We start from the raw sequence: 21651 nt of genomic DNA, 5'->3' as shown, positions 1-21651 counted from the left end.
CTCGAGTTGCCGTGAGTCACTACCTCGTCGTCGAACACCTGCACGACGGGGCCGTGTTCTCGCTCGACCGGGCGGTCGACACCACGGACAACCGCCCGGTGGTGCTGAAGCGGCTGCCCGCGGCCCGCAGCGACCCGCACGAGCGGGGCCGACTGCGCCGCGAGTACGAGATCTTGCAACGCCTCGACCTGCCCGGGGTGGTCCGGGCGCGCGCGCTGGAGGAGGAGGACGGGGAGCTGCGGATGGTCCTGCTCGACTTCGGCGGGAACACCCTCGACGCCCGGCTGCGCCGCGGGCCGCTGGCGCTGAGCGATTTCCTCGACCTCGCGGTCCAGCTGGCCGACATCATCGACGGGGTGCACCGCCGCGGCGTGCTGCACAAGGACATCAAGCCGCGCAACATCCTGGTCGACCACGCCGGCCAGGTCCAGGTGATCGACTTCGGGATCGCCTCCGAGGCGCCGCGGATGCTCGCAGTCGCAGCCCCGCCGCGGGTGCTCGAAGGCACTCTGGCGTACATCGCCCCCGAGCAGACCGGGCGCATGAACCGGCCCGTCGACTCGCGCAGCGACCTCTACTCGCTCGGCGCGACCTTCTACGAGATGCTGACCGGGGCGCCGCCGTTCAGCGGCCACGACCCGGTCGAGCTGGTCCACGGCCACATCGCCCGCGCCCCGCGACCGCCCGGCGAGCTCGCGGCCGGGGTGCCGGATGTCCTTTCGGACATCGTCCTCAAGCTGCTGGCCAAGCAGGCCGACGACCGCTACCAGAGCGCGAGCGGCCTGCGCCACGACCTCGAGCACTGCCGCGAGCGCGTGCGCGCCGGTGAGATGCTGACGCGCTTCCCGCTGGCGACCCACGACGCGCCGGCGCGGTTCGAACTGCCGGCGCGGCTGTACGGGCGCGAGGTGGCGGCGGCCGAGCTGTCGTCCGCCTACGCCCGCGTCGGCGCCGGCCCGGCCGAGCTGCTGCTGGTCGCCGGCCCGCCGGGCATCGGCAAGTCCGCGCTGGTCCACGAGCTCGACCGCGAGATCGCCAGCCGCGGCGGCCGCCTCGTCGCCGGCAAGTTCGAGCAGCTGCGCCGCGATCAACCCTACAGCGCGCTGCGGGCCGCGTTCGCGCAGCTCGTCGAGGCCATGCTCGCCGACTCCGAGGAGGGCCTGGCCCGCCGCTCCCTCGCGCTCGAGCGCGCCCTCGGCCGCCTCGCCGGGTCGCTGCTCACCCTCCTGCCCGAGCTGCGGCCCGCGCTGCCCCGCGCCGGCGCGAGCGGGGCCGACGGCGACTCGCCGGGCGCCGCCAAGGGCCGCCTGCACCGGGCCGTGCGCGCGTTCGTCGGCAGCTTCGCCGACCCGGCCGCGCCGCTGGTGCTGCTGCTCGACGACCTGCAGTGGGCCGACTCCGCCTCGCTCGAGCTGCTGACTGCGCTGCTGACCGGCGAGGGCCCGCCCGGCCTGCTGGTGATCGCCACGATGCGCGACGAGGCAGTCTCGCCGCTGCTGCTGCAGACCCTGACCGCGCTGGCCGAGGTGTCGCGCCGCATCGACCTGCGCCCGCTGACGCAGGACGACACCGCCGCGCTGCTCGCCGACGCCCTCCGCCGCGCCCCGGCCGAGGTCGCCTCGCTGGCGGCGCTGGTCCACGACCGTACCGGCGGCGTGCCGCTGTTCGTCGGCGAGTACCTGCGCGACCTGGCCCACCACGACCTGATCGCCTTCGACACCGAGCGCGCCCGCTTCGGCTGGGACGAGGCCGCGATCGCCGGCGCCGCGGTGTCCGCGGATGTCGTTTCGGTCATGGTCGAAAGGACACGTTCTTTGGGACAGGCGACCCGCGAGGCGCTCGGCCGCGCCGCCTGCGTCGGCGGCGAGTTCGACGCGGCGCTGCTGGCCGACCTGACCGGGCGCCCGGAGGCCGAGGTGAGCGCGGCGTTGGTCGAGGCCGCGCGCTCGGGCCTGATCGTCGCCCGCGGCGGGCGCTGGCGGTTCTTCCACGACCGCGTGCAGCAGGCCGTCGAGTCGACGCTGGCCGCGGGCGAGCGCGCGGCCATCCACCTCGCGCTGGCCCGGCGCCTGCGCGGCGGCGACGCGGTCGACGAGCGCCACCCGAAGCTGTTCGAGATCGCCGACCACTTCAACGCCGCGGCCGATCGCATCGAGGACGCCGGCGAGCGGCGGGCGCTGGCCGACATCGATCTGGCGGCCGCGCGCCAGGCCCGGGCCTCGGGCGCGTTCGCGGCGACCACCGCCTACGCCGCCGCCGGCGCCGCGGCGCTGGCCCCGATCGCCGCCGACGCGCCGCAGACCGCGTTCGCGCTCGACCTGCTGCGCGCCGAGGGCCTGTTCCTCACCGGCGATCACGCGGCCGCCGAGGCGATCCTCGCGGTGCTGCTCGAGCGGGCCCGCGAGCCCCGCGAGCGGGCCCTCGCGTCCGAGCTGTGGGCGACCCTCGACCTCCACCTCGGCCGCCTCGAGGCCTGCGTCGACCGCGGCCTCGTCGGCCTGCGCGCGATCGGCTTCGACAGCCCGCGCCGGACCGGCCTGCCCGGGGTGATGGTCGAGTTCATGCGCACCAAGTCGGCGATCGCCGGGCGATCGCCGGCGACTCTGGCCGACCTCCCGCCGCTGCGCGACCCGACGGTCAAGCTGGCGCTGCGGATCTACTTCGTCATCATCGGCGCGGTCTATCAGTTCGACATGATGACGATGATGGCGATGACGATGCGTGCGACCCGGCTGTCGCTGCAGCACGGCACGTCGAGCCTGTCGGCCGCGCAGTTCCTGAGCTACGGGATGCTGCTGGCGATCATCCAGCGCGACGCGAAGATCGCCGACGACTACGGCCGCTTCGCCCTCGAGATGCTGGCGCGCTACCCCGACCGCGGCGTGGAGGCGGTGGTCAAGTTCCTGTACGGGGCGATGATCCAGCCGTGGAAGCACGGCTTCACCCGCTCGCTGCCGATCTTGCGCGAGGGCCTGCAGGCCGGGCTCGACTCGGGGCAGCTGATGTACGCCGGCCTGTGCGCGAGCACTCTGGTGAGCACGCGGCTGCAGGCCGGCAGTCCGTTGGAGCAGGTGCGCCAGGACCTCGAGGCCGGGCTCGCGCAGGCCCGCGGCGCCCACGTGAGCAGCGCGGTCACGCACCTGCAGACCAGCGCGGTGGCGTTCACCGCCCTCACCGGCGTCGCCCTCGAGGTCGGGCCCGCCGACGTGAAGCACGAGGCGGACTTCATGGTCACGCTGTCGCGCGCGGTCCAGGCCGAGATGCTGCACTTCCTGTTCGGCCGCATCGACGAGGGCCTGGCCGACAGCGACCGCGCCGAGCCTCGGGCCGCGCGCGAGCTCGGCCAGGCGCCGCTTTACGCCGACCACGTGTTCTTCCGCGCGCTGCTGCTGGCGCGCCGCGGCGCGAGCCCGGGACCTATCGGCGCGCTCCGCCTGCGCCGCGCGCTGCAGTCCGCCGCCGACAAGCTGGCCGCGTGGAGCCGCAACTGCGCCGCCAACTTCGAGGCCCGGGCTCACCTCGTGCGCGCCGAGCTGCTCCGCGTCATCGGCGACGGCTCGGCCGCGCTGCAGGGCTACGAGGCCGCGCTGGCAGCCGCGGTCCGGCACGCCCGCCCGCACGACGAGGCGGTCGCGTGCGAGGTCGCGGCGCATCACTTCGCCGGCGCCGGCCTGCGCGACGCCCAGCACGTCTACCTGCGCCGGGCCCGGCGGGCCTACCTGCGCTGGGGCGCCCTGGCCAAGGTGCGCGCGCTCGACCAGAACCATGCCGGCCTCGACCGCCGCGGCCACGACCTCGACCTCGACGCTTCGCTGCCGCCGCCGCGCGCCAACGACCTGTCCTCGCGGACATCCAGCTCCGAGACGACGCTCAGCCGCGCCGGCCAGCACCTCGACTTCGCCACCCTGTTCAAGGCCACGCAGGTGTTCGCCGACGAGCTCGACCTCGGGCGGCTGCTGGCCGCGGTGATGCGCCTGCTGGTCGAGGACAGCGGGGCCGAGCGCGGCGTGCTGCTGCTGGCGCGCGGGGCCGGGCTGGTCGGCGCGCACATGTACGTGGCCGAGGGCGACCGGCACGCGCCGCTCGGCGACGTCCCGCTGGCCGAGCTCGACTTCGTCCCCGCCGCGGTGGTGATCCTCGCCCACCGCAGCGGCCGCCCGCTGGTCGTCGACGACGCCGAGGACGACCCGCGCTTCGCCGCCGACCCCTACGTCCGCCTGGTCCGCCCGCGCTCGCTGCTGGCCGCCCCGCTGGTCCATGGCGGCGAGCGCCTCGGCGTGCTCTACCTCGAGAACAACCTGGTCGCCGCCGCCTTCAGCCCCGATCGCAGCGAGACCCTGCGCCTGCTCGCGGTCCAGGCCGCGATCGCCATCGACCGCGCGCTCCTGTTCGGCCGCATGGAGGAGTCCCGCCGCGCCGCCGAGGCCGCCAGCGAGGCCAAGACGCGCTTCCTCGCCAACATGAGCCACGAGCTGCGGACCCCGCTCAACGCGATCCTCGGCTACTGCGAGATGCTGTCCGAAGAGGCAGACGATCGCGGCTACGACGGCATGGTCGCCGACCTCGACAAGATCCGCCGGGCCGGCGGGCACCTGCTGGCGATCGTCCGCGACATCCTCGACCTGACCAAGATCGAGGCCGGGCGGGTCGAGGCGGCGCGCGAGCCGATCGACCTCGCGTCGCTGCTGCACGACGTGGTCACCATGGCCCTGCCCGACCTGTCGCGCAGCGACAACCGCCTGGTCTGCGACTTTTCGGAGGACCTCGGCGTCATGCTCGGCGACCCCACCCTGGTGCGCCAGATCCTCGTCAACCTGCTCGGCAACGCCGCCAAGTTCACCGCGCGCGGCGAGGTCACCCTCCGCGCCGCCCGCTCCGAAAAGAGGGTCCGCTTCGTCGTCCAGGACACCGGCATCGGCATGACCGCGACCGAGCTGGCGACCGCCTTCGAACCGTTCGTCCAGGCCGACTCGTCGTCGACCCGCCGCTTCGACGGCGTCGGCCTCGGATTGACGATCTGCCGCCGCCTCGCCGAAGCGATGGGCGGCAGCCTCACCGCCACCAGCGAACCCGGCCGCGGCTCGGCCTTCACGCTCGAGCTGCCGACCGGCTGAAGTCTTTAAAAAATCAGCCGGCCCTGTCCTCACGGACATGTCGTCCGAAGTCCCGGGATGCGGCGCACTTTTTAGATGGCGTTTCAGACATGTCCTCATGAACACGTCCATCCTCGGCGCGTCACGAGGGCCGCTCGCGGCCAGGCCCTGCGGGCCGCCGCGGCTCGGCCTTCGCGCTCGGTTTGACGGCCGACCGGCCGGGCAGCACTTCGGACATGTCCCCGAGAACATGTCATTCAGCGCCGCGACCGTCCGGACTTGTGCGCGCAATTGTCCGTGCGCGGTCGCCGTCACCGCGAGCGCGCGCGGGCGCGGGAGGTCATGGGGGGCGCGCAAGATCCGAACGGACCTGCCTTACTGGCAGCATCCGTGCATCCCCCACGTATCGACATGCCCGAAGAGACATGTGATTCGCGACGACGCGCGCCTTCGCGCCCTCGGCCGCGCCTGAGCTGCGGCCGCTCGACTCGCCTCGGTGGCCGGCCCGCCCGCCTTTCACCTGTCCCCTCGGACATCTCCAAATCGACGCGCCCAAGGCCTCTTTCGAGCGCCTGCCGTCCCGGAGCCCGAGCATGAGCGCGCTCGCGTCACATGTCCCCGGGGACATCTCGCCTCTCGCGGCGGGCGCAGCGTGCTCAACGGCCCGGCGCTCGTCACCTGTCCGCGAGGACAGCCACGAGGTGCGCGGCGAGCAGCGCGCTCAGCTTCGCGACGAACGCAAGAACAACGTTTACCAGCGTCATTGCGCCGAAATCCGAACAGGCGCACGCGGGGCGCGACCCGCTGGATCGCCCCCGCGCACATCAGGCTGGTTCGTCTCTCTATTACAAAAGCGGCTAAAGCAGGCAGATGCCCTGGGGGCGTGTCCGATGGCACAATCGAGATCACACAGCCAGTGAGGTGTCCGCGGCCATGGGGCTGCGAAGGGCGTCGCCGAGGCGGGCGGCGACTTCGTTGTCGGGCAGATCGATCCAGTCATGGGAGATCTCGGCGTGCACGCGGGCGTAGGCGCGCGGCGACAGCGCTCTGCGCAGATCGCCCAGGGCTCGCGGCGGAGCGACGAGGATCACGCGCTGGGCCCGGCGGTCGCCCACCCCGCGGTCGACGAACGCGGCGACCTGGCTGCTGAACTCGGTCTCCGCCTTGTCGTGCGGGTTGGTGCGCGGCTCGAACGCGTGGCGGGCTGAGGCGCCCGCGAAGCCGCGTGAGCGGCCGGGTCGGTCTTCACCGACCTCGTGGTTGAGCTCCCGACCGCTGGTGAATCCGTCGCCGAACGGACGGGTCAGCGCGGCGCCGGGTGCTTCCTGCACCAGGATCCGGCCGCGCGAGCCGTCCACGAGCACGATCCATGTCGGAGTGTAGGGCTTCATGGCCGAACCCTGATCGCGGTAGTCCCGTGCGGCCACTGGAAAAATTCCAAGCTGAGCGGTCGCGCACCACCGCAGCGGAGGCCCCGACATCCTGGTGAATGCAGCCGGCGGGCTCCCCCCCGGCCGAGCGGCCTCTACGGGGCTCAGGAGGGCCTCTGCGCCCTTGCTACACGGTTTTCACGGACCTCGCCGGAGTTCCGTGGATTGACGAAGCGTTCAGCATAATGTACGCCTGATGGGCCGAGGAAACCGATGAGCGCCGCCCTGCCGCACGCCCCGCTGTCCCTCCTGAGCCCCTCGCCCGCCCCGGTGGCGCTGCGCCTCGACGGCGTCACCAAGCGCCACGGCGCCGGCGGCGACGCCGTCGTCGCGCTCGACACCATGTCGTTCACGGTGAAGAAGGGCGAGTTCGTGTGCGTGGTCGGGGCCTCGGGCTGCGGAAAGTCCACCATGCTGAACCTGGTGGCCGGGCTCGACACGCCCTCGGCCGGCAAGGTCACCGTGGCCGGCGAGCGCCCCGCGCTGATGTTCCAGGAGTCGGCGCTGTTCCCCTGGCTGAGCGTCGAGGAGAACGTCGCCTTTCCGCTGCAGATGCAAGGGCTGTCGCGCAAGGCCCGGACCGCGCGGGTGGCCGAGCTGCTGCAGCTCGTCCACCTCGAGAAGTTCGCCCACCGGCGCCCGCACGAACTGTCGGGCGGCATGAAGCAGCGGGTCGCCCTCGCCCGCGCGCTGGCCCAGCAGGCCGAGCTGCTGCTGATGGACGAGCCGTTCGCCGCCCTCGACGCCATGATGCGCGACCACCTCCACAGCGAGCTCGAGGCGCTGTGGCAGAAGACCGGCCTGACCGTCGTGTTCGTCACCCACAACGTCCGCGAGGCCGTGCGCCTCGGCGACCGCGTCCTCCTCCTGTCCTCGCGGCCAGGTCGCCTCGTCGCCGAGTACCAGGTCGACCTCGACCGCCCGCGCCGCATCGAGTCGCCCGAGGTCGCTCGCATGGCCCGCACGATCACCGACCGCCTGCTCGAGGCCGCCCGTGCCGCAGCGTGAGCTCGCCGGCGACGCCTCGCCCGCGCGCGCGCACCTGCACGCCCTCCCGGGCGGCGAGGACGGGCCGCGCGAGGACAACAGGAGTCCCGAGGGACATGTCCTGATCGACATGCCCGAACGGCAAGACGCCGAGGACCCGCTGCGCGCCGGCCTGCGCGCCGTCGCCGAGGCCGAGGACCGCGCGCCTGCAGTCGAGCGCGAGCCGACCGCCGGCGACAAGCCGGGCCGCGGGCGCGCGCTGTGGGCGGCCGCCTGGCCCAAGCTGGCTGCCGCGGCGCTGGCGCTGGCCGTGTGGGAGCTGGTGGTGCTGAGCGGCTGGCGCCCGGAGTACGTGCTCCCGGGCCCGGGCGCGGTGCTCGGCCGCCTGTGGACCGACCTGCTGGCCGGCGACATCGGCGTGGCCGCGGCGATCACGATGAAGCGGGCGCTGCTCGGCTACGCGATCGCCATGGTCGCCGGCGTGAGCCTCGGCCTGGTCCTGGCGCGGGTGAAGGTCCTGCGCACCGCCGCCGGCTCGCTGCTCACCGGCCTGCAGACGATGCCGAGCGTGGCGTGGTTCCCGCTGGCGATCTTGCTGTTCCAGCTCAGCGAGGCGGCGATCCTCGCGGTCGTGGTGCTCGGCGCGGCGCCGTCGATCGCCATCGGCCTCCTCACCAGCACCGACCAGGTCCCGCCGCTGCTCGTGCGCGCCGGCAAGGTCATGGGCGCGCGAGGCTTCGCGCTCTACCGCCACATCATCATCCCCGCCGCGCTCCCGGGCTTCGTCGCCGGCCTCAAGCAGGGCTGGGCGTTCGCCTGGCGCAGCCTCATGGCCGGCGAGCTGCTCGTCATCATCGGCCACGCGCCGTCGATCGGCGTGCGCCTGCAGTTCTCGCGCGAGCTCAGCGACGCCGAGGGCCTGCTCGCCTGGATGCTCGTCGTCATGGTCCTGGGCGTCCTCGTCGACAGCCTGGTGTTCGGCGCGCTCGAGCGGAAGATCCGCGAAGGCCGCGGCCTCACCGCCGAGCACGCCTGAGCCTCGCGGCCGCGTCAGCCGCGGCTTCAGTTCGGCGGGGCCCAGTCGATCCAGTCGCCCTCGACCCATTCCATGCCGTTGAACGACCGGTAGATGTCGTCCCAGAGGCGGACGAAGAAGCGCGTCGCCTGCTCCCTGCTGGCGAAGTCGTAAGCGCCGAAGTTCGGATCGAAGACCGTGAACCCCTCCGGGCCGCGGAAGATCGCCAGGGCGTGGCCGACGGGGCTCGGGCCGCCGGCGAGGCGGATGAGCAGGCCAGGGTGCGCGTCGTCGGCGAGGGCGGCCGACACCAGGTTGGCGATGTGCCTGGGGCTGCTCTCGTAGCCGTAGGAACGGAACGCCAGGCTCGTCCGCAGATTCCCGAGACCCTCGCGCGCGTCCTTGTGGCCCCCGATCGTCTCGATGACGCCATGGGTGCTCTTCTGCCCTTCGATCTTCCCGACCTTGTTGTGCATCCTCGCAAGCTTCGACATGGAAGTGACCCGGTTCAGCGGCCAGCGATAATGCCGATCGCCGTAGTCGCGCACCCCTTGATACTTGCGGGCCAGCCAATCGAGCGACATGGTCCAACAGACCCCTCTCGGCGGGCCGAAGCGCATGCGCACGAGCAGCCGCGACATCTCCTTCCCCTGCGAGAACGCATAGTCGAGGTTGGGCCGGTAGTCGTCCTGCAGGCGCCGCGCGTTGGCCTTCGCCTGCGGACGAGTGATCGGGGTCCGGCCCTTGGCGTCGCTCAGCTCGAGGAATGGATCGCCGCCGCCCGAGCCACCGCCGGGCGAGGCACCCGGGCGGCTGTTGTTGTTGATGTTATGAATATTATGGGGGTCAAACAGGCTGTTTTGATCGGACGTGTTGGTGATGGTCGTCGTCGTTGTCGTAGTAGCAGTCGTCGTCTCGGCGCCCGACATGCGGATGATCCTGGGCGGCTGCCCGCCGCTGCCGGTGACCCCCTGTCCCATGGCCCACCCGCCGGCCGAGCCGCCCGGGATCGAGACGATATGCGAGGTGGGAAGGCTGGTAGCATCGATCCACTCCGAGATCGGCGAATCATCCTCCGCGAAGAACTCGACATCCTCGTCAGGGCGCTCCGACGACCCGTCGAAGTCCTCCGCTCCGGGCCACTCGATCTTCCCCTGCTCGTGATCGTCCGGGCGCTCGCTCTTCTCGCCCTCGTGCAGCCCCTCCACGCGCTCGTCGTCGCTGGATGTGTCCGGGCGTTGCGACGAATCGCCGCCGTGCCCGGACGAATTGTCCCCATTGAAACCAGGCTTCTTCCGCGGCACCTGCTCTCCACCCCCGGATTCAAGCTAGCCCGCGGTCGATTCGCCGGTCAATTCGCCGAAAATGCCCTTTCAGGCGGCTGGAGATGCAGCAGAGCCCGCTCGCACGGTCGCGCGATCGAGCTCGACATGCCCCAAGAGACAGCTCGCCTGCGCCCGCGCGCGAAACCTCCCTGTCACGCTCCGCAACGTCCGCTCCCCGGCGACGCCTCGCGCGCCCGCACCTGCACGCCTCCTGAGCGGCGGGGACGGCGAGCGCGAAGTCAGTCGTCGACAGCCTGGAGCTCCGCGGAGGCCGCGGCGGGCGCGGCTGAACCGGCCGCGAAGTCGTTGCGCCCGCTGACGTCGACTCGTGCTCCCGTCAGTCCGGCTCGCGCATGTCGACCCAATCCCCCTGGATCCACCCCATCCCGCTGCGCGCCCGGTAGATCTCGTCCCACAGGCGGACGAAGAAGCGCGTCGCCTGCTCGCCGTCGTCGAAGCGATAGGCGCCGAAGTTCGGATCGAAGACCACGTAACCGTCGTGTCTGCGGAAGATCGCCACCGCGTGCGCGGCTCCCTGCACGCCGCCGCTCAGTCGGAGCAACATTCCGGGATGGTCCGGGTGCTCGAGGGCCGTCTGCAGCGCGAGCGCGATGCGCCTGGGGCTGCTCCTTTCCCCGTAGGAAAGGAACGCCTGGCTCGCCTGCAGCCGCGCCATTTCCGGCCGCGCGTCCTTGTGGCCGGCGATCCAGCCGATGAGCGTCTGCGTCGACTGGCGCCCGGGACTGTTCTGCTTGCGGTACAGCTCGTGCATCCCGGCCAGCTTCCACAGGAATGTGACGCGGTTCACCGGCCGCGCGTAATGCGGATCGCCGTAGTCCCGGCGCCCGTGGTGCATGCGGGCCAGCCAATCGAGCGACATGGTCAGGCAGATCCCCTCCGACCGCCCGAAGCGCAGGCGGACGAGCGGGCGCGACATCTCCTTCGCCTGCGAGAAGGCGTAGTCGAGGTGCCCGCGGAATTCCTCCCGCAGCCGCCGCCCGTTGGCCTTCGCCTGGTCGGCGGAGATGGGTCGCCAGTCGGGGGACTCCTCGACGGAGACGACGTCCGAGAGGTCGGAGAACCGAGCGGCGCCGCCGGGCGGAGCTGCCGGGCCGCTGTTGTTATTGGGATCGAGCCGCCCGCCCGGATCGCTGCTGGTAGTCGTCGTGATCGTCGGCGCCCCGCCTGAAACGATGATCCTGGGTGGTTGCACGGCCCCGTCGCCGATCGTCTGTCCCATGTTCCATCCGCCGGGCGAGCCGCCCGGCGACGAGACGATGAGCGAAACGGGGGGAGGCGGGTTGCTGTCGATCCACTCGTCTATCGGCGTTTGCTCGTCCGCCGAGCTTTCGACCTCGTATTCCTCACCCCAGGGCTCCGACCGTGATTCGCTGTCGATCCCCGGGGGCCTGTCGAGGTCGTCCTGCTCGATGCGGTCATTCGGGCGATCGACGTCGCCTGCCTCCTCCGAGGGATGCGACGAGTCGACATCACTCTCGTGCGTGGGGTCCCCCCCCGTGAGCCCTTGCTTGCGCCGTGGCACCAGCCCCTTCCGACCCAGTTTCAGGCTAGCCCCCGGCCCGTTGGCCGTCAATTCTCTGCCATTGCGCGCCCTGGCGCCCGGCCGCCCGGCCGCGAACATGGATGTCCCAAGAGACAGCTACCAGCGTTCGTCGTGCGCCCTTTCGATCCCCGCGTCTCGCGGTCGTCGACACATGCCATTTCCCTTTAAAAATGCCGGCACTTGCCGTCGGCCGCCCGAACGCGCGTCACTGCGCCCGCGCGCCCCCACGATAGCGAGCGGCGCGCCTCTACGCCCTCACACCGCGATGCCGAGCATCACCGAGTGATTCACGGCGGTGCTGACCACGCGGATGGACAGGCCGGACATCATCGCCAGGTCGCCGGCCACGTCGACCATGTCTTCGTCGCCCGGGTCGATGTACCAGGTCGCGCGGACCTCGGCCCCGCGGTTGGCCCATTTCTTCAATCGTCGCAGCAGGGCGAGCAACTGCGGCCGGGTGGCCGCGCTGAAGAACGTCAGGCGCAGCTCGAACACCACCGACGCGGGCGGCGAGGTGATCAGCGCGTCGAGCCAGAGGATCAGCGGCGCATAGAACTGCGCGGCCTCTTCGGGGTGGCTCTCGCCATCGAGGCGTAGAAGCCCCAGTTCGCCGTCGAAATCCACGCCTGGAGTGGGATAGCTGCCGGCCTGTGCAGGCAAATAAAGGCGTTCCGCGACCAAGAGACCCCTCCTTCGCGCCACGATCACCGAAAGGACAGCTCTGGGCAAGAGCCCCCAACCGTGGGGCCCCCTAGGCTCCAGCTCCGCAGAACCCCTCGTCCGCATGCGCGGCCCCGCGCGCGGACCCGCGAGCCGCGGGCTGAGGAGCGACGGTGTACCTTCGGCATGGACTCAGGAGTACGCGATGAGCGACGAGCGGACGTATCTCGAGCTGTCCGAAGAGGGCGGCGGCTCGCACAAGTTTTACGAGGTCATCGTCAGCGGCAAGCAAGTCAGCATCCGCTACGGGCGGATCGGCGACGCCGGACAGGCCCAGAGCAAGAGCTACGCGACTCCTGCCGAGGCCCAGAAGGAGGCGCAGAAAGCCATCCAGGGCAAGATCAAAAAGGGCTACGCGGCGGCGGTCCAGGGCGTCCGCAAGAAGCGCGCGGCGACCGAGCGGCCGGTCGCCACCAGCCGCGCCGCCAAGGCCGGCACCACCCGCGCCCCTGTGCTTTGGCGCTACGACAGCGGAGACCGCGCCTTCGGCGTCTTCGTCGACGACGAGCTGTGCTGGGTCGGCGACGACGACGGCCAGATCTCCGCGCTCGACCACCACGGCAAGGTCGTGCGGCGCATGAAGGTCCCCGAGGGGGTCATGAGCCTCGTGCGCGACGGCCAGTGGCTCTACTGCGGCTGCCAGGACGGCAAGGTCTACGACCTCTCCGGCGCCCAGCCCTTCGAGGCCTACGAGATCAGCGAAGACGTCAACATCCTGTGGCTCGACATCCACGACGGCTCGCTCGCGGTCAGCAGCAACGACGGCCAGGTCACCGTGCTCGACCACGACTGCGACAAGCTGTGGGCCAAGAAGAGCTACACCAGCGGCGGCTGGATGGTCCGCTGCGACGGCGCCGGCATCTACCACGGCCACGCCGACGGCGTCACCGCCTACGACTGGACCGGCAAGAAGCTGTGGGCCAAGAAGACCGAGGGCAGCGTCCTGTTCGGCTGGCAGGAGGACACCGAGGTCTACGCCGGCACCACCAGCGATCACGTCGAGGTGTTCACCAAGGCCGGCGTCCCCGGTCGGCGCTACAAGTGCGACGACAGCGTGTTCTCGTGCGCCGCCGCGCCCGGCGGCAAGTACGTGTTCGCCGGCGACAACGCCTCCTCGGTGTATTGCTTCGACCGCGCCGGCGCGCGCCTGTGGAAGCTCGACACCACCTGCGGCTCGGCGCTGTCGATGCAGTACCACGCGGACAAGCTCTACATCGTCACCGGCGACGGCGCCTTCGCCTGCATCGACGTCAGCGAGGCCGCGATCGCCCAGGCGCGCGAGGGCAAGGTGCCCGACCTCAAGCTCGTCAAGGCCGAGCGCAGCGTCCAGGTCGCCACTGTCGGCCAGGCCCTGCCGCAGGCCGCCGCCGGGGCCGCGGGCGTGCTCGTCGAGTGCGTCGAGGAGGGCGGCAAGGTCCGCGTGCGGCCGCTGTCGCCGGGCTTCGACGAGGAATTCAACGTCCAGTTCCCGCGCGACATCCGCACGCCGGGCACGCGCTACCTCGTCGACGGCCTCGAGCTGTCGGGCAGCGGCGGCTTCTACCGCGTGCGCGGGCAGATCCGCCTCGCCCCGACGGCCGCCGGCGAAGCGGCCGGTCCGGTCGTCGCCAAGAAGGCCGCCAAGAAGGTCGCCAAGGCCGCGCCGGCCAAGAAGACCGCCAAGAAGGTCCGCGCCTGAGCGGCGGCCCGTCGCGCGGTCCTTCGCACACCTGTCCGCCCCGCCCTCGGGACATGTCCTGAAGGACACTTCATTCCCGGCTCACGCCCCTGCCGGCGCGTGCGCTCGCGCCGGGCCGGCGCCGGGCGCGGCGGTTCGTCCGCGCGGACGCCCCGCTATACTCGCCGCGCAGTGGCGGTCGTCGGCTACATCTTGCTGTGCCTCATCTGGGGTTCGACCTGGCTGGCGATCAAGCTCGGCCTCGACGCCGGCATGCCGCCGCTGCTGGGCGCCTCGCTGCGGTTCGCCATCGCGGCCGCGCTGCTCCTCCCGGCCGCGCGGGTCATGGCCCCCGGCTCCTTCCGCGACCGCACCGCCTGGCGCCTCGCCCTCCTCGTCGGCCTGCTCAGCTTCGGCTTCGGCTACGGCGCCACCTACGTCGCGGCGATGTGGATCCCCTCGAGCCTCGGCTCGCTGACCTTCGGCTTCTTCCCGTTCTGGGTCGCGGTCCTCGCCCACTTCCTCCTCGGCGAGCGGCTCACCCTCGCCAAGCTGCTCGCCATCGTCCTCGGCTTCTCCGGCCTCGCCCTGCTCTCCTACGGCAGCCTGCGCGAGCTCGGCCCCGACACCGCCCTCGGCGTCGGCATCGTCACCTGCTCCGTGCTCGTGCAGGGCTACCCGCAGATCATGATCAAGCGCGACGGCAAGGACGTGCCCACGGTGTTCCTCAGCGGCGCCGGCATGCTCGTCGGCAGCCTCGTCCTGCTCTTGGTCGCCGGGATCGCGGGCGAGTGGTCGCGCCCGTTCCCCTGGAACTCCACGGTCGTGCTCTCCATCGCCTACCTCGCGCTGATGGGCTCGATCGTCACCTTCATGATCTACTACGGCCTCCTCAAGCGATTGAGCGCCACCCTCATGGCCCTCGTCGCCCTCATCACGCCGCCGATCGCCGTCGTCCTCGGCAGCATCTACCGCAACGAGCAGCTGGGTACGCTCACCCTCACCGGCGGCGCGATCGTCCTCGCCGGCGTCGGCCTGTTCCAGCTCGAGGAGCGCCGCGTCGCTCGCCTGCGCCGCCGCGCCTGACGAATTTTTTAAAACCGCGCGCAGCCGCTGCGAGCGACCTCTTCTCGCGCCTCGCTCCGCGCTACGCTGGCGCGCGTCATGCCGACGATCGCCGCCGACCTCGAGATCGCCGCCCCCCACGCCGAGCTGTTCGCGCTGGCCCAGGACTACGAGCTGCGCCTGCGCTGGGACCCCTTCCTGCGCGAGATGAAGTTCCGCGGCGGCGCCGGCGAGGCGGCCGTCGGCGTGCGCGTATGGGTCCGTGCGCGCAACGGCCTGGCGATGGAGGTCGAGTACATCACGGTCAACCCGCCCGAGCAGGTCGCCATGAAGATGACCGAAGGGCCATGGCTCTTCAGACAGTTCTCGGGCGCATGGTTATTTAGACCGCTGGCCGCGGACCGCACCCGCGTGGTGTTCCGCTACAACTTCGCCACCCGCCCGCGGCTCACCGCCCCGGTGGTCGAGCCGATCGTCGCCCGCGTCCTGACCCGCGACATGCGCCTGCGCCTCGAAGGCCTGAAGCGCAGCGCCGAGACCACCGACATCCTCGCCGAGCTGCGCGCCCGCCAGGCCGCGCCGCCGCGGTGAAGCAGCCGACTCATCTGTCTCTCGGGACAGGCAAGGCGATCCGCAGCGCAGCGCGCGATTGCGCCGGACGCCGCCTCCTGGAGCCCGGGTGGCGACCTGTCTCATGAGACATGAAGAGACGAGGTCGATCTCGAAACAGCGTACTCGCCGGCCTCGCCCGGCTCGCACACGGTCGCCGCGAGCCCCCAGGCCCGGCCGTCCCGCCGTCTCGACGCGAGCGCCCGCATCGGAGACGCGATACATTTTAAAATATATGGAATCTTCGGCCTATCGCAGCCTCGCCTTCTTGTTCTCGCTCGGGACCTTACCGATCGCCTGCGGCCCCAAGGGCGGCGACACCACCGACGGCAGCACCGGCGGCACCGACCCGACCCGCGGCACCACCGACGGCACGCCGGCCACGCCGACTGATGGCATGAGCTCCGGGCCGGCCACCGCCGGCGCCACCGATTCCGCCGGCGCCACCGACCCGGGCGGCACCACCGGCACCGGCGGTCCCTGCCAGGCGTACGTCGACTACTTCCTCCGGTGCGACCCGGAAGACGCGGACCTCGCCGACCAGTTCTACGCCCAGTGCATGACATTCCGGCACCAGGCCGAGGTCCTCTACGGCCCGACTTGCCTCGCCTTGCACGACGCCGTCTATGAGTGCATGGAGACCGCCGAATGCCAGGACGGGCCCGTCTGCGGCGCCGAGACGGAGGTCGCCGACGCCTGCTTGCCGGAGGCCGGCGCCAGCTGCATCGCCTTCTCCGCCAAGGAGGCCGAGTGTTACGGCGAGCCGGTGCCCGCGAACGCCGCCGGCCACTGTCAGGTGTATGTCAACAGTCAGGTCTACTACGGCGGCCCGGCCTGCGGCGCCGCGGTCGAGGAGTATTTCGCCTGCCTCGCCGACCTGCCGTGCCCCGAGTTCGAGATGGGCAGCGGTTGCGACGTCCAGGAGGCGGAGCTCGTGACGGCCTGCGGCGGCGGCCCGTAGCGCCGCACGGTGAAACCCCGGGCCGCACCAGCGCCGCCGCATCGCTGCGCGACTCGTCGCCCGTGCCCCGCTCGCCGCGCGGGTCGCCACCGCGCCGGGCCCCTCGGCGTCCTCGCGTCGGCCCCGTGGCCGGAGTGAGCCGCAGGACTCGTCTCTTCAGTCATGCACCTATTGAGCTGAAACCACGATTCATCCTCACTGTCGCCCAGCGACCCCGCGCGAGCCCTTCCGGCCGCACCGGCGCTCAGGGCCCCCGATGCACGCGGAGACGCGATACGTTGTGAGTCTATGGATCCTTCCGCCTATCGCAGCCTGGCCTTCCTGTTCTCGTTCGGGACCTTGCCGATCGCCTGCGGCCCCAAGGACGGCGACACCACCGACGGCAGCACCGGCGGCACCGATCCGTCCACCGGCACCACCGACGGCACGCCGGCCACGACCTCCGGCGAGCCGACCTCCGGCGAGCCGACCTCCGGCAGCACGACCACCACCGCCGACACCACCGACACCGACAGCGCCGACCAGGCCTGCCAGGCGTACGTCGATTACCTGATCAAGTGCGACCCCGAGGCCGCGCAGATGCAAGCCAAGTACTTCGCCTACTGCGCGATGATACGAACCCGGGTCGAGGCGGTCTACGGCGCGTTCTGCCTCTCCGCGCACGACGCTGTCTACGAGTGCCTGCTGGCCAACCCGTGCGACGATTTGTCGGCGTGCGACGCAGTGCTCGAGGTCTCCAACCAGTGCCAGCCGGAGGCCGGCGCCACCTGCGTCGCGTACGCCGCCAAGGAAGCCGAATGCTACGACCAACCGGCGCCCAGCTACGCCGCTGGCGCGTGCCAGGCTTATATCAACAACCAGATCTACGACCTCGGCCCGGCGTGCGGCGCGGCGCTCGAGGAGTACTTCGCCTGCCTCACCGCCCTGCCGTGCCCCGAGTTCGAGATGGGCAGCGGTTGCGACGTCCAGGAGGCGAAGATCGTCACCGACTGCGGTGGCATGCCGTAGAGCGGCAGCGGTGAGCCGCGAGCCGCGAGCACCCGCCGCGGGTCCTCCGTCCTGACGGCGACATGCGCCGCTCGCCTCGCGGCCTCGGCCGCGGCGCCTCGACGTCTCGCCCGCCCTTGACCGGCAGTTACCGCGCCCGCATCGCGCGCCTCGCTCGACCTGTCTCTTCAGACAGAACCGCAAGTCCGCTGTCGCCCGGCGACCCCTGCCGGCCGCACCGCTCATCGCGGCTCCGCCCGCGCAGCGCGCCCCGCATCCGCCGCGCGGGACGCGATACATTGCGCCGTCATGGAGCCCTCGGCGTACCGCAGCCTCGCCTTCCTGTTCTCGCTCGGCACCATGCCGATCGCCTGCGGGCCGAAGGGCGGCGACACCAGCGACGGCACCGCCGACCCGACCGACGGCACCACGAACTCGACCACCGGCACCACCGACGGCACCTCGACCGCCACGACCAGCACGACCGGCGAGCCCACCACCGGCCCCACCACCGGCGACGCGAGCGAGACGAGCGGCGTCCACCCGGCCTGCGCCGCCTATGCCGCCTACCACGTCGAGTGCAACCCCGACTCCCTCACCCCGGTGACCGAGGTGTACGCCTATTGTGCCGTGGTGCGCACGCGTGTCGAGGCGATCTACGGCCCCACCTGCCTCGCCATCCAGGACGCCCTCTTCGAGTGCCTCGAGAACAGCCCGTGCCTCTCGGACGCCTGCGAGGCCGACTACACCGCCCTCCAGCAATGCTGGCCCGAAGCGAGCGCGGGCTGCGTCGCGTTCGCCGCCAAGAGTGAAGAGTGCTACGGCATGCCGTTGCCCATCGACGCCGCCGGCCACTGCCAGCAATACGTCAACGCCCACGCCTACTACTACGGCGCTCCTTGCGGCTCAGCCTACGAGGAGTGGTACGCCTGCCTCATCGACCTGCCGTGCCCCGAGTTCGAGATGCAGGCCGGCTGCGACGACCTCAAGGCCGCGCTCGACCTCGCCTGCGAAAGCGCGTGAGGCCGCGGCACGGGTTCAGGTTCAGCCTGTCCTCGAAGGCATGTCCTCACGGACATGCCCCTCACACCATGTCCGAATGCACCGGCTCCTTCACGGGCGCCGGCACCTGCGCGACCGTGCGCGGCGGCGGGTCGCGGCGGGCGACCACCACGTAGAACACCGGCACCATGATGATGCCGAGGAACGTGCCGGTGGTGACGCCGCCGAGCACCGCCACGCCGATGGCGTTCTGCGCCCCGGCGCCGGCCCCGGCCGACAGCGCGAGCGGCAGCACGCCGAGGCCGAACGCCAGCGAGGTCATCAAGATCGGTCGCAGGCGCTCGCGGGCGGCCTCGAGCGCGGCCTCGACCCCGCTCTTGCCGTGCTCGCGCAGCTCCTTGGCGAACTCGACGATGAGGATCGCGTTCTTGGCCGACAGGCCGATCGTCGTCAGCAGGCCGACCTGGAAGTAGACGTCGTTGGCGAATCCGAACAGCAGCGTCGTCGACACCGCGCCGCCGACCCCGAGCGGGACGCCGAGGAGCACGGCGATCGGGATCGACCAGCTCTCGTACAGCGCGGCGAGGCACAGGAACACCACCAGGAGCGACAGCGCGTACAGCATCATCGCCCCGGCGCCCGACATCCGCTCCTCGTACGACAGGCCCGACCACTCGTGACCGATGCCGGTCGGCATCTGCGTCATCAGCCGCTCGAGCGTGGCCATCGCGTCGCCCGAGCTGAAGCCCGGCGCCGCCTCGCCCTGGATGAGGATCGTCGGGTAGCCGCCGAAGCGGTCGAGCTTGGGCGAGCCGTAGGTCCAGTTGCCGCTGGCGAACGCCGAGAACGGCACCATCTCCCCGTTCCTGTTGCGCACGTACCAGCGGCTGATGTCGTCGGGCTGCATGCGGTACGGCGCGTCGCCTTGCATGTACACCCGCTTGGTGCGCCCGAGGTCGAGGAAGTCGTTGACGTAGACCCCGCCCCACGTCGCGGCCAGCGTCGCGTTGATGTCGGACAGGGCGACGCCGAGCGCCGCCGCCTTCTCGCGGTCGACGTCGATCTTGTACTGCGGCGTGTCGTCGAGCCCGCCCTGGCGCACCTTCGTCAGCGACGGCTCCTTCGTCGCCAGGTCGAGCAATTGGTCGCGCGCCGCCATCAAGGCCTCGTGGCCGAGCCCCGCGCGGTCCTGCAGCTGCAGCTGGAAGCCGGTCGCGTTGCCGAGCTCGGAGATCGCCGGCGGCACGAACGCGAACACCGTCGCCTCCTTGATCTTGCTGAACGCCATCGAGGCCCGCTTCGACACCGCGCTGGCCTTCAGCTCCGGCTTCTCGCGCTCCTTCCAGTCGCGCAGGCGGATGAACGCGAGCCCCGAGTTCTGGCCGCGGCCGCTGAAGCCGAAGCCGGAGATCGACAGCACCGACTCGACCGCGTCACCCTCCTGCTGCAGGAAGTAGTCGCTGAGCTGGGCCATGATCACCCGCGTGCGCTCCATCGTCGAGCCCGGCGGCAGCAGCACCTGCACCGTGATCGAGCCCTGGTCCTCCTCCGGCAAGAAGCCGGTCGGCATGCGCATGAAGCCGAGCCCGACCCCGGCAGTCAGCGCCAAAAACCCCAGCATCGCCGTCTTGCGCCAGCGCAGCAGCCAGGCCAGGCCGCGGTGGTAGAGCCCGCTGGTGCGCTCGTAGCCGCGGTTGAACATGCCGAAGAAGCCGCGCGTGGCCGGCCCGTGCCCGGGCTTCAGCAGCGTCGCGCACAGGGCCGGCGTCAGCGTCAGCGCCACCGCGACCGACAGCGCCATCGAGGACACGATGGTGATCGAGAACTGGCGATAGATGGTGCCGACCGAGCCGGCGAAGAACGCCATCGGGATGAACACCGTCGCCAGCACCAGCGCGATGCCGATCAGCGCCCCCGTGATCTGGTCCATCGACCGCCGCGTCGCCTCGCGCGGATCGAGGCCGGTGTCGTGCATGATGCGCTCGACGTTCTCGACCACCACGATCGCGTCGTCGACCAGCAGGCCGATCGCCAGCACCATGCCGAACATCGTCAGGGTGTTGATGCTGTAGCCGAACGCCGCCAGCACCGCGAACGTGCCCATCAACACCACCGGCACCGCCAGCGTCGGGATCAGCGTCGCGCGGAAGCTCTGCAGGAACAGGTACATCACCGCGAACACCAGCACGATGGCCTCGGCCAGCGTCTTGATGACCTCGCGGATCGAGATCTTCACGAACGGGGTGGTGTCGACCGGATAGACCGTCTTGAGCCCCGGCGGAAAGAAGGCCTCGAGCTCGCCGAGGCGGGCCCGGATCGCGTCGGCGGTGTTGAGCGCGTTGGCCCCCACCGCCAGGCGGATGCCCATCGCCGCCGTCGGCTTGCCGTTGTAAAAGCTCTCGACGTCGAAGCTCTCGCCCGCGAGCTCGACGCGGGCCACGTCGCGCAGCCGCACCTGCGAGCCGTCGGGGTTGACGCGCAAGAAGATCGCCCCGAACTCCTCCGCCGTCTGCAGGCGCGTCTGCGCCGTGATCGTCGCGTTGAGCTGCTGGCCCTTGACCTGCGGCAGGCCGCCGAACTGCCCGGCCGACACCTGCGCGTTCTGGGCCTGGATCGCCGCGGTCACGTCGAGCGGCGTCATCTTGTACGAGATCAGCTTGTCGGGGTTCAGCCACACCCGCATCGCGTACTGCGAGCCGAACGCCTGCACGTCGCCGACGCCGGGGACGCGGCTGATCGGGTCCTGCAGCGCCGACACCACGTAGTCGGCGATGTCGTTGCGGGTCATGCTGCCGTCCATCGACACGAAGCCGGCGATCAGCAGGAAGTTGCTGGCCGACTTGACGACGCGCACGCCCTGGCGCTGGACCTCCTGCGGCAGCTGCGGCATCGCCAGCTGCAGCTTGTTCTGCACCTGCACCTGGGCGATGTCGGGGTCGGTGCCCGGCTCGAAAGTCAGGGTGAGCTGGGCCGAGCCGGTCGCGTCGCTCGACGACGACACGAAGCGCAGCCCGTCGAGGCCGACCATGCGCTGCTCGATGACCTGCGTGACCGTGTCCTCGAGCGTCTTGGCCGAGCCGCCCGGATAACTCGCGCTCACCGAGATCGTCGGCGGCGCGATCGCGGGGTACTGCGCGATCGGCAAGGACACGATCGCCAGCCCGCCGACGAGCACGACGAGGATCGCCAGGACGATGGCGAAGATCGGCCGATCGATGAAGAACCTGGACACGCGC

14 protein-coding genes are annotated in these 21651 nt (G+C 71.1%); 9 read left to right on the top strand and 5 right to left on the bottom strand.

The window, feature by feature from the left end; genetic code table 11:
• Positions 1-11 precede the first annotated feature (11 nt).
• Positions 12-5114, top strand: coding sequence for an AAA family ATPase (locus tag OV090_RS49085; protein ID WP_267712064.1), 5103 nt, complete (start codon positions 12-14; stop codon positions 5112-5114).
• 884 nt (positions 5115-5998) lie between these two features.
• On the opposite strand, the gene OV090_RS49080 is transcribed toward OV090_RS49085, so the two are convergent.
• Positions 5999-6520 (bottom strand): host attachment protein, encoded by a 522-nt coding sequence (locus OV090_RS49080; protein ID WP_267712063.1) that lies wholly within the window; start codon positions 6518-6520, stop codon positions 5999-6001.
• Between the two features lie 216 nt (positions 6521-6736).
• Between OV090_RS49080 and OV090_RS49075 the strand changes: the two genes are divergently transcribed.
• Together OV090_RS49075 and OV090_RS51425 are read left to right on the top strand one after the other, a co-directional pair.
• A complete protein-coding gene (locus tag OV090_RS49075) occupies positions 6737-7531 on the top strand; it encodes an ABC transporter ATP-binding protein (protein ID WP_267712062.1) in 795 nt (264 codons plus the stop codon).
• Positions 7518-8546: an ABC transporter permease gene (locus OV090_RS51425; protein ID WP_267712061.1), complete on the top strand. Its 1029-nt coding sequence runs from the start codon at positions 7518-7520 to the stop codon at positions 8544-8546. The genes OV090_RS49075 and OV090_RS51425 overlap by 14 nt, the downstream gene beginning before the upstream one ends.
• Positions 8547-8572: 26 nt before the next feature.
• Here the strand turns inward: OV090_RS51425 and OV090_RS49065 are convergent, their stop codons facing one another.
• The 3 genes from OV090_RS49065 to OV090_RS49055 form a co-directional block, all read right to left on the bottom strand.
• The gene (locus OV090_RS49065) at positions 8573-9733 is read right to left on the bottom strand and encodes a YopT-type cysteine protease domain-containing protein (RefSeq protein WP_267712060.1); all 1161 of its coding nucleotides are present in this window, start codon (positions 9731-9733) and stop codon (positions 8573-8575) included.
• 454 nt (positions 9734-10187) lie between these two features.
• Positions 10188-11393 carry a YopT-type cysteine protease domain-containing protein gene (locus tag OV090_RS51420; protein ID WP_267712059.1) on the bottom strand — a complete coding sequence of 402 codons (1206 nt, stop codon included), beginning with the start codon at positions 11391-11393 and terminating at the stop codon, positions 10188-10190.
• A gap of 276 nt (positions 11394-11669) precedes the next feature.
• Entirely contained in the window at positions 11670-12095 is a 426-nt protein-coding gene (locus OV090_RS49055) for a SiaC family regulatory phosphoprotein (RefSeq protein WP_267712058.1), read from the bottom strand.
• Positions 12096-12279: 184 nt separating this feature from the next.
• On the opposite strand from OV090_RS49055, the gene OV090_RS49050 reads away from it, so the two are divergent.
• From OV090_RS49050 to OV090_RS49025, 6 genes are all read left to right on the top strand, one after another.
• Positions 12280-13812 (top strand): WGR domain-containing protein, encoded by a 1533-nt coding sequence (locus OV090_RS49050; protein WP_267712057.1) that lies wholly within the window; start codon positions 12280-12282, stop codon positions 13810-13812.
• A gap of 171 nt (positions 13813-13983) precedes the next feature.
• On the top strand, positions 13984-14877 hold the full coding sequence (locus OV090_RS49045) for a DMT family transporter (protein WP_267712056.1): 894 nt from the start codon (positions 13984-13986) through the stop codon (positions 14875-14877).
• A gap of 78 nt (positions 14878-14955) precedes the next feature.
• Complete coding sequence (locus tag OV090_RS49040) at positions 14956-15447, top strand: SRPBCC family protein (protein WP_267712054.1); 492 nt, start codon at positions 14956-14958, stop codon at positions 15445-15447.
• 253 nt (positions 15448-15700) lie between these two features.
• Positions 15701-16426, top strand: a complete 726-nt coding sequence (locus OV090_RS49035; RefSeq protein WP_267712052.1) for a hypothetical protein — start codon at positions 15701-15703, stop codon at positions 16424-16426.
• A 288-nt stretch (positions 16427-16714) separates the two neighbouring features.
• A complete protein-coding gene (locus tag OV090_RS49030) occupies positions 16715-17434 on the top strand; it encodes a hypothetical protein (RefSeq protein ID WP_267712051.1) in 720 nt (239 codons plus the stop codon).
• Positions 17435-17722: 288 nt separating this feature from the next.
• Positions 17723-18436 carry a hypothetical protein gene (locus OV090_RS49025; RefSeq protein WP_267712050.1) on the top strand — a complete coding sequence of 238 codons (714 nt, stop codon included), beginning with the start codon at positions 17723-17725 and terminating at the stop codon, positions 18434-18436.
• 61 nt (positions 18437-18497) lie between these two features.
• On the opposite strand, the gene OV090_RS49020 is transcribed toward OV090_RS49025, so the two are convergent.
• Positions 18498-21647: an efflux RND transporter permease subunit gene (locus OV090_RS49020; RefSeq protein ID WP_267712048.1), complete on the bottom strand. Its 3150-nt coding sequence runs from the start codon at positions 21645-21647 to the stop codon at positions 18498-18500.
• Between the last annotated feature and the right edge of the window lie 4 nt (positions 21648-21651).

The sequence above is a fragment of the Nannocystis sp. RBIL2 genome, from assembly GCF_026626745.1.
Lineage (GTDB): Bacteria > Myxococcota_A > Polyangia > Nannocystales > Nannocystaceae > Nannocystis.
Note: the sequence above shows the minus strand (reverse complement) of the source record. Positions and strands in the feature narration are given on the sequence as shown.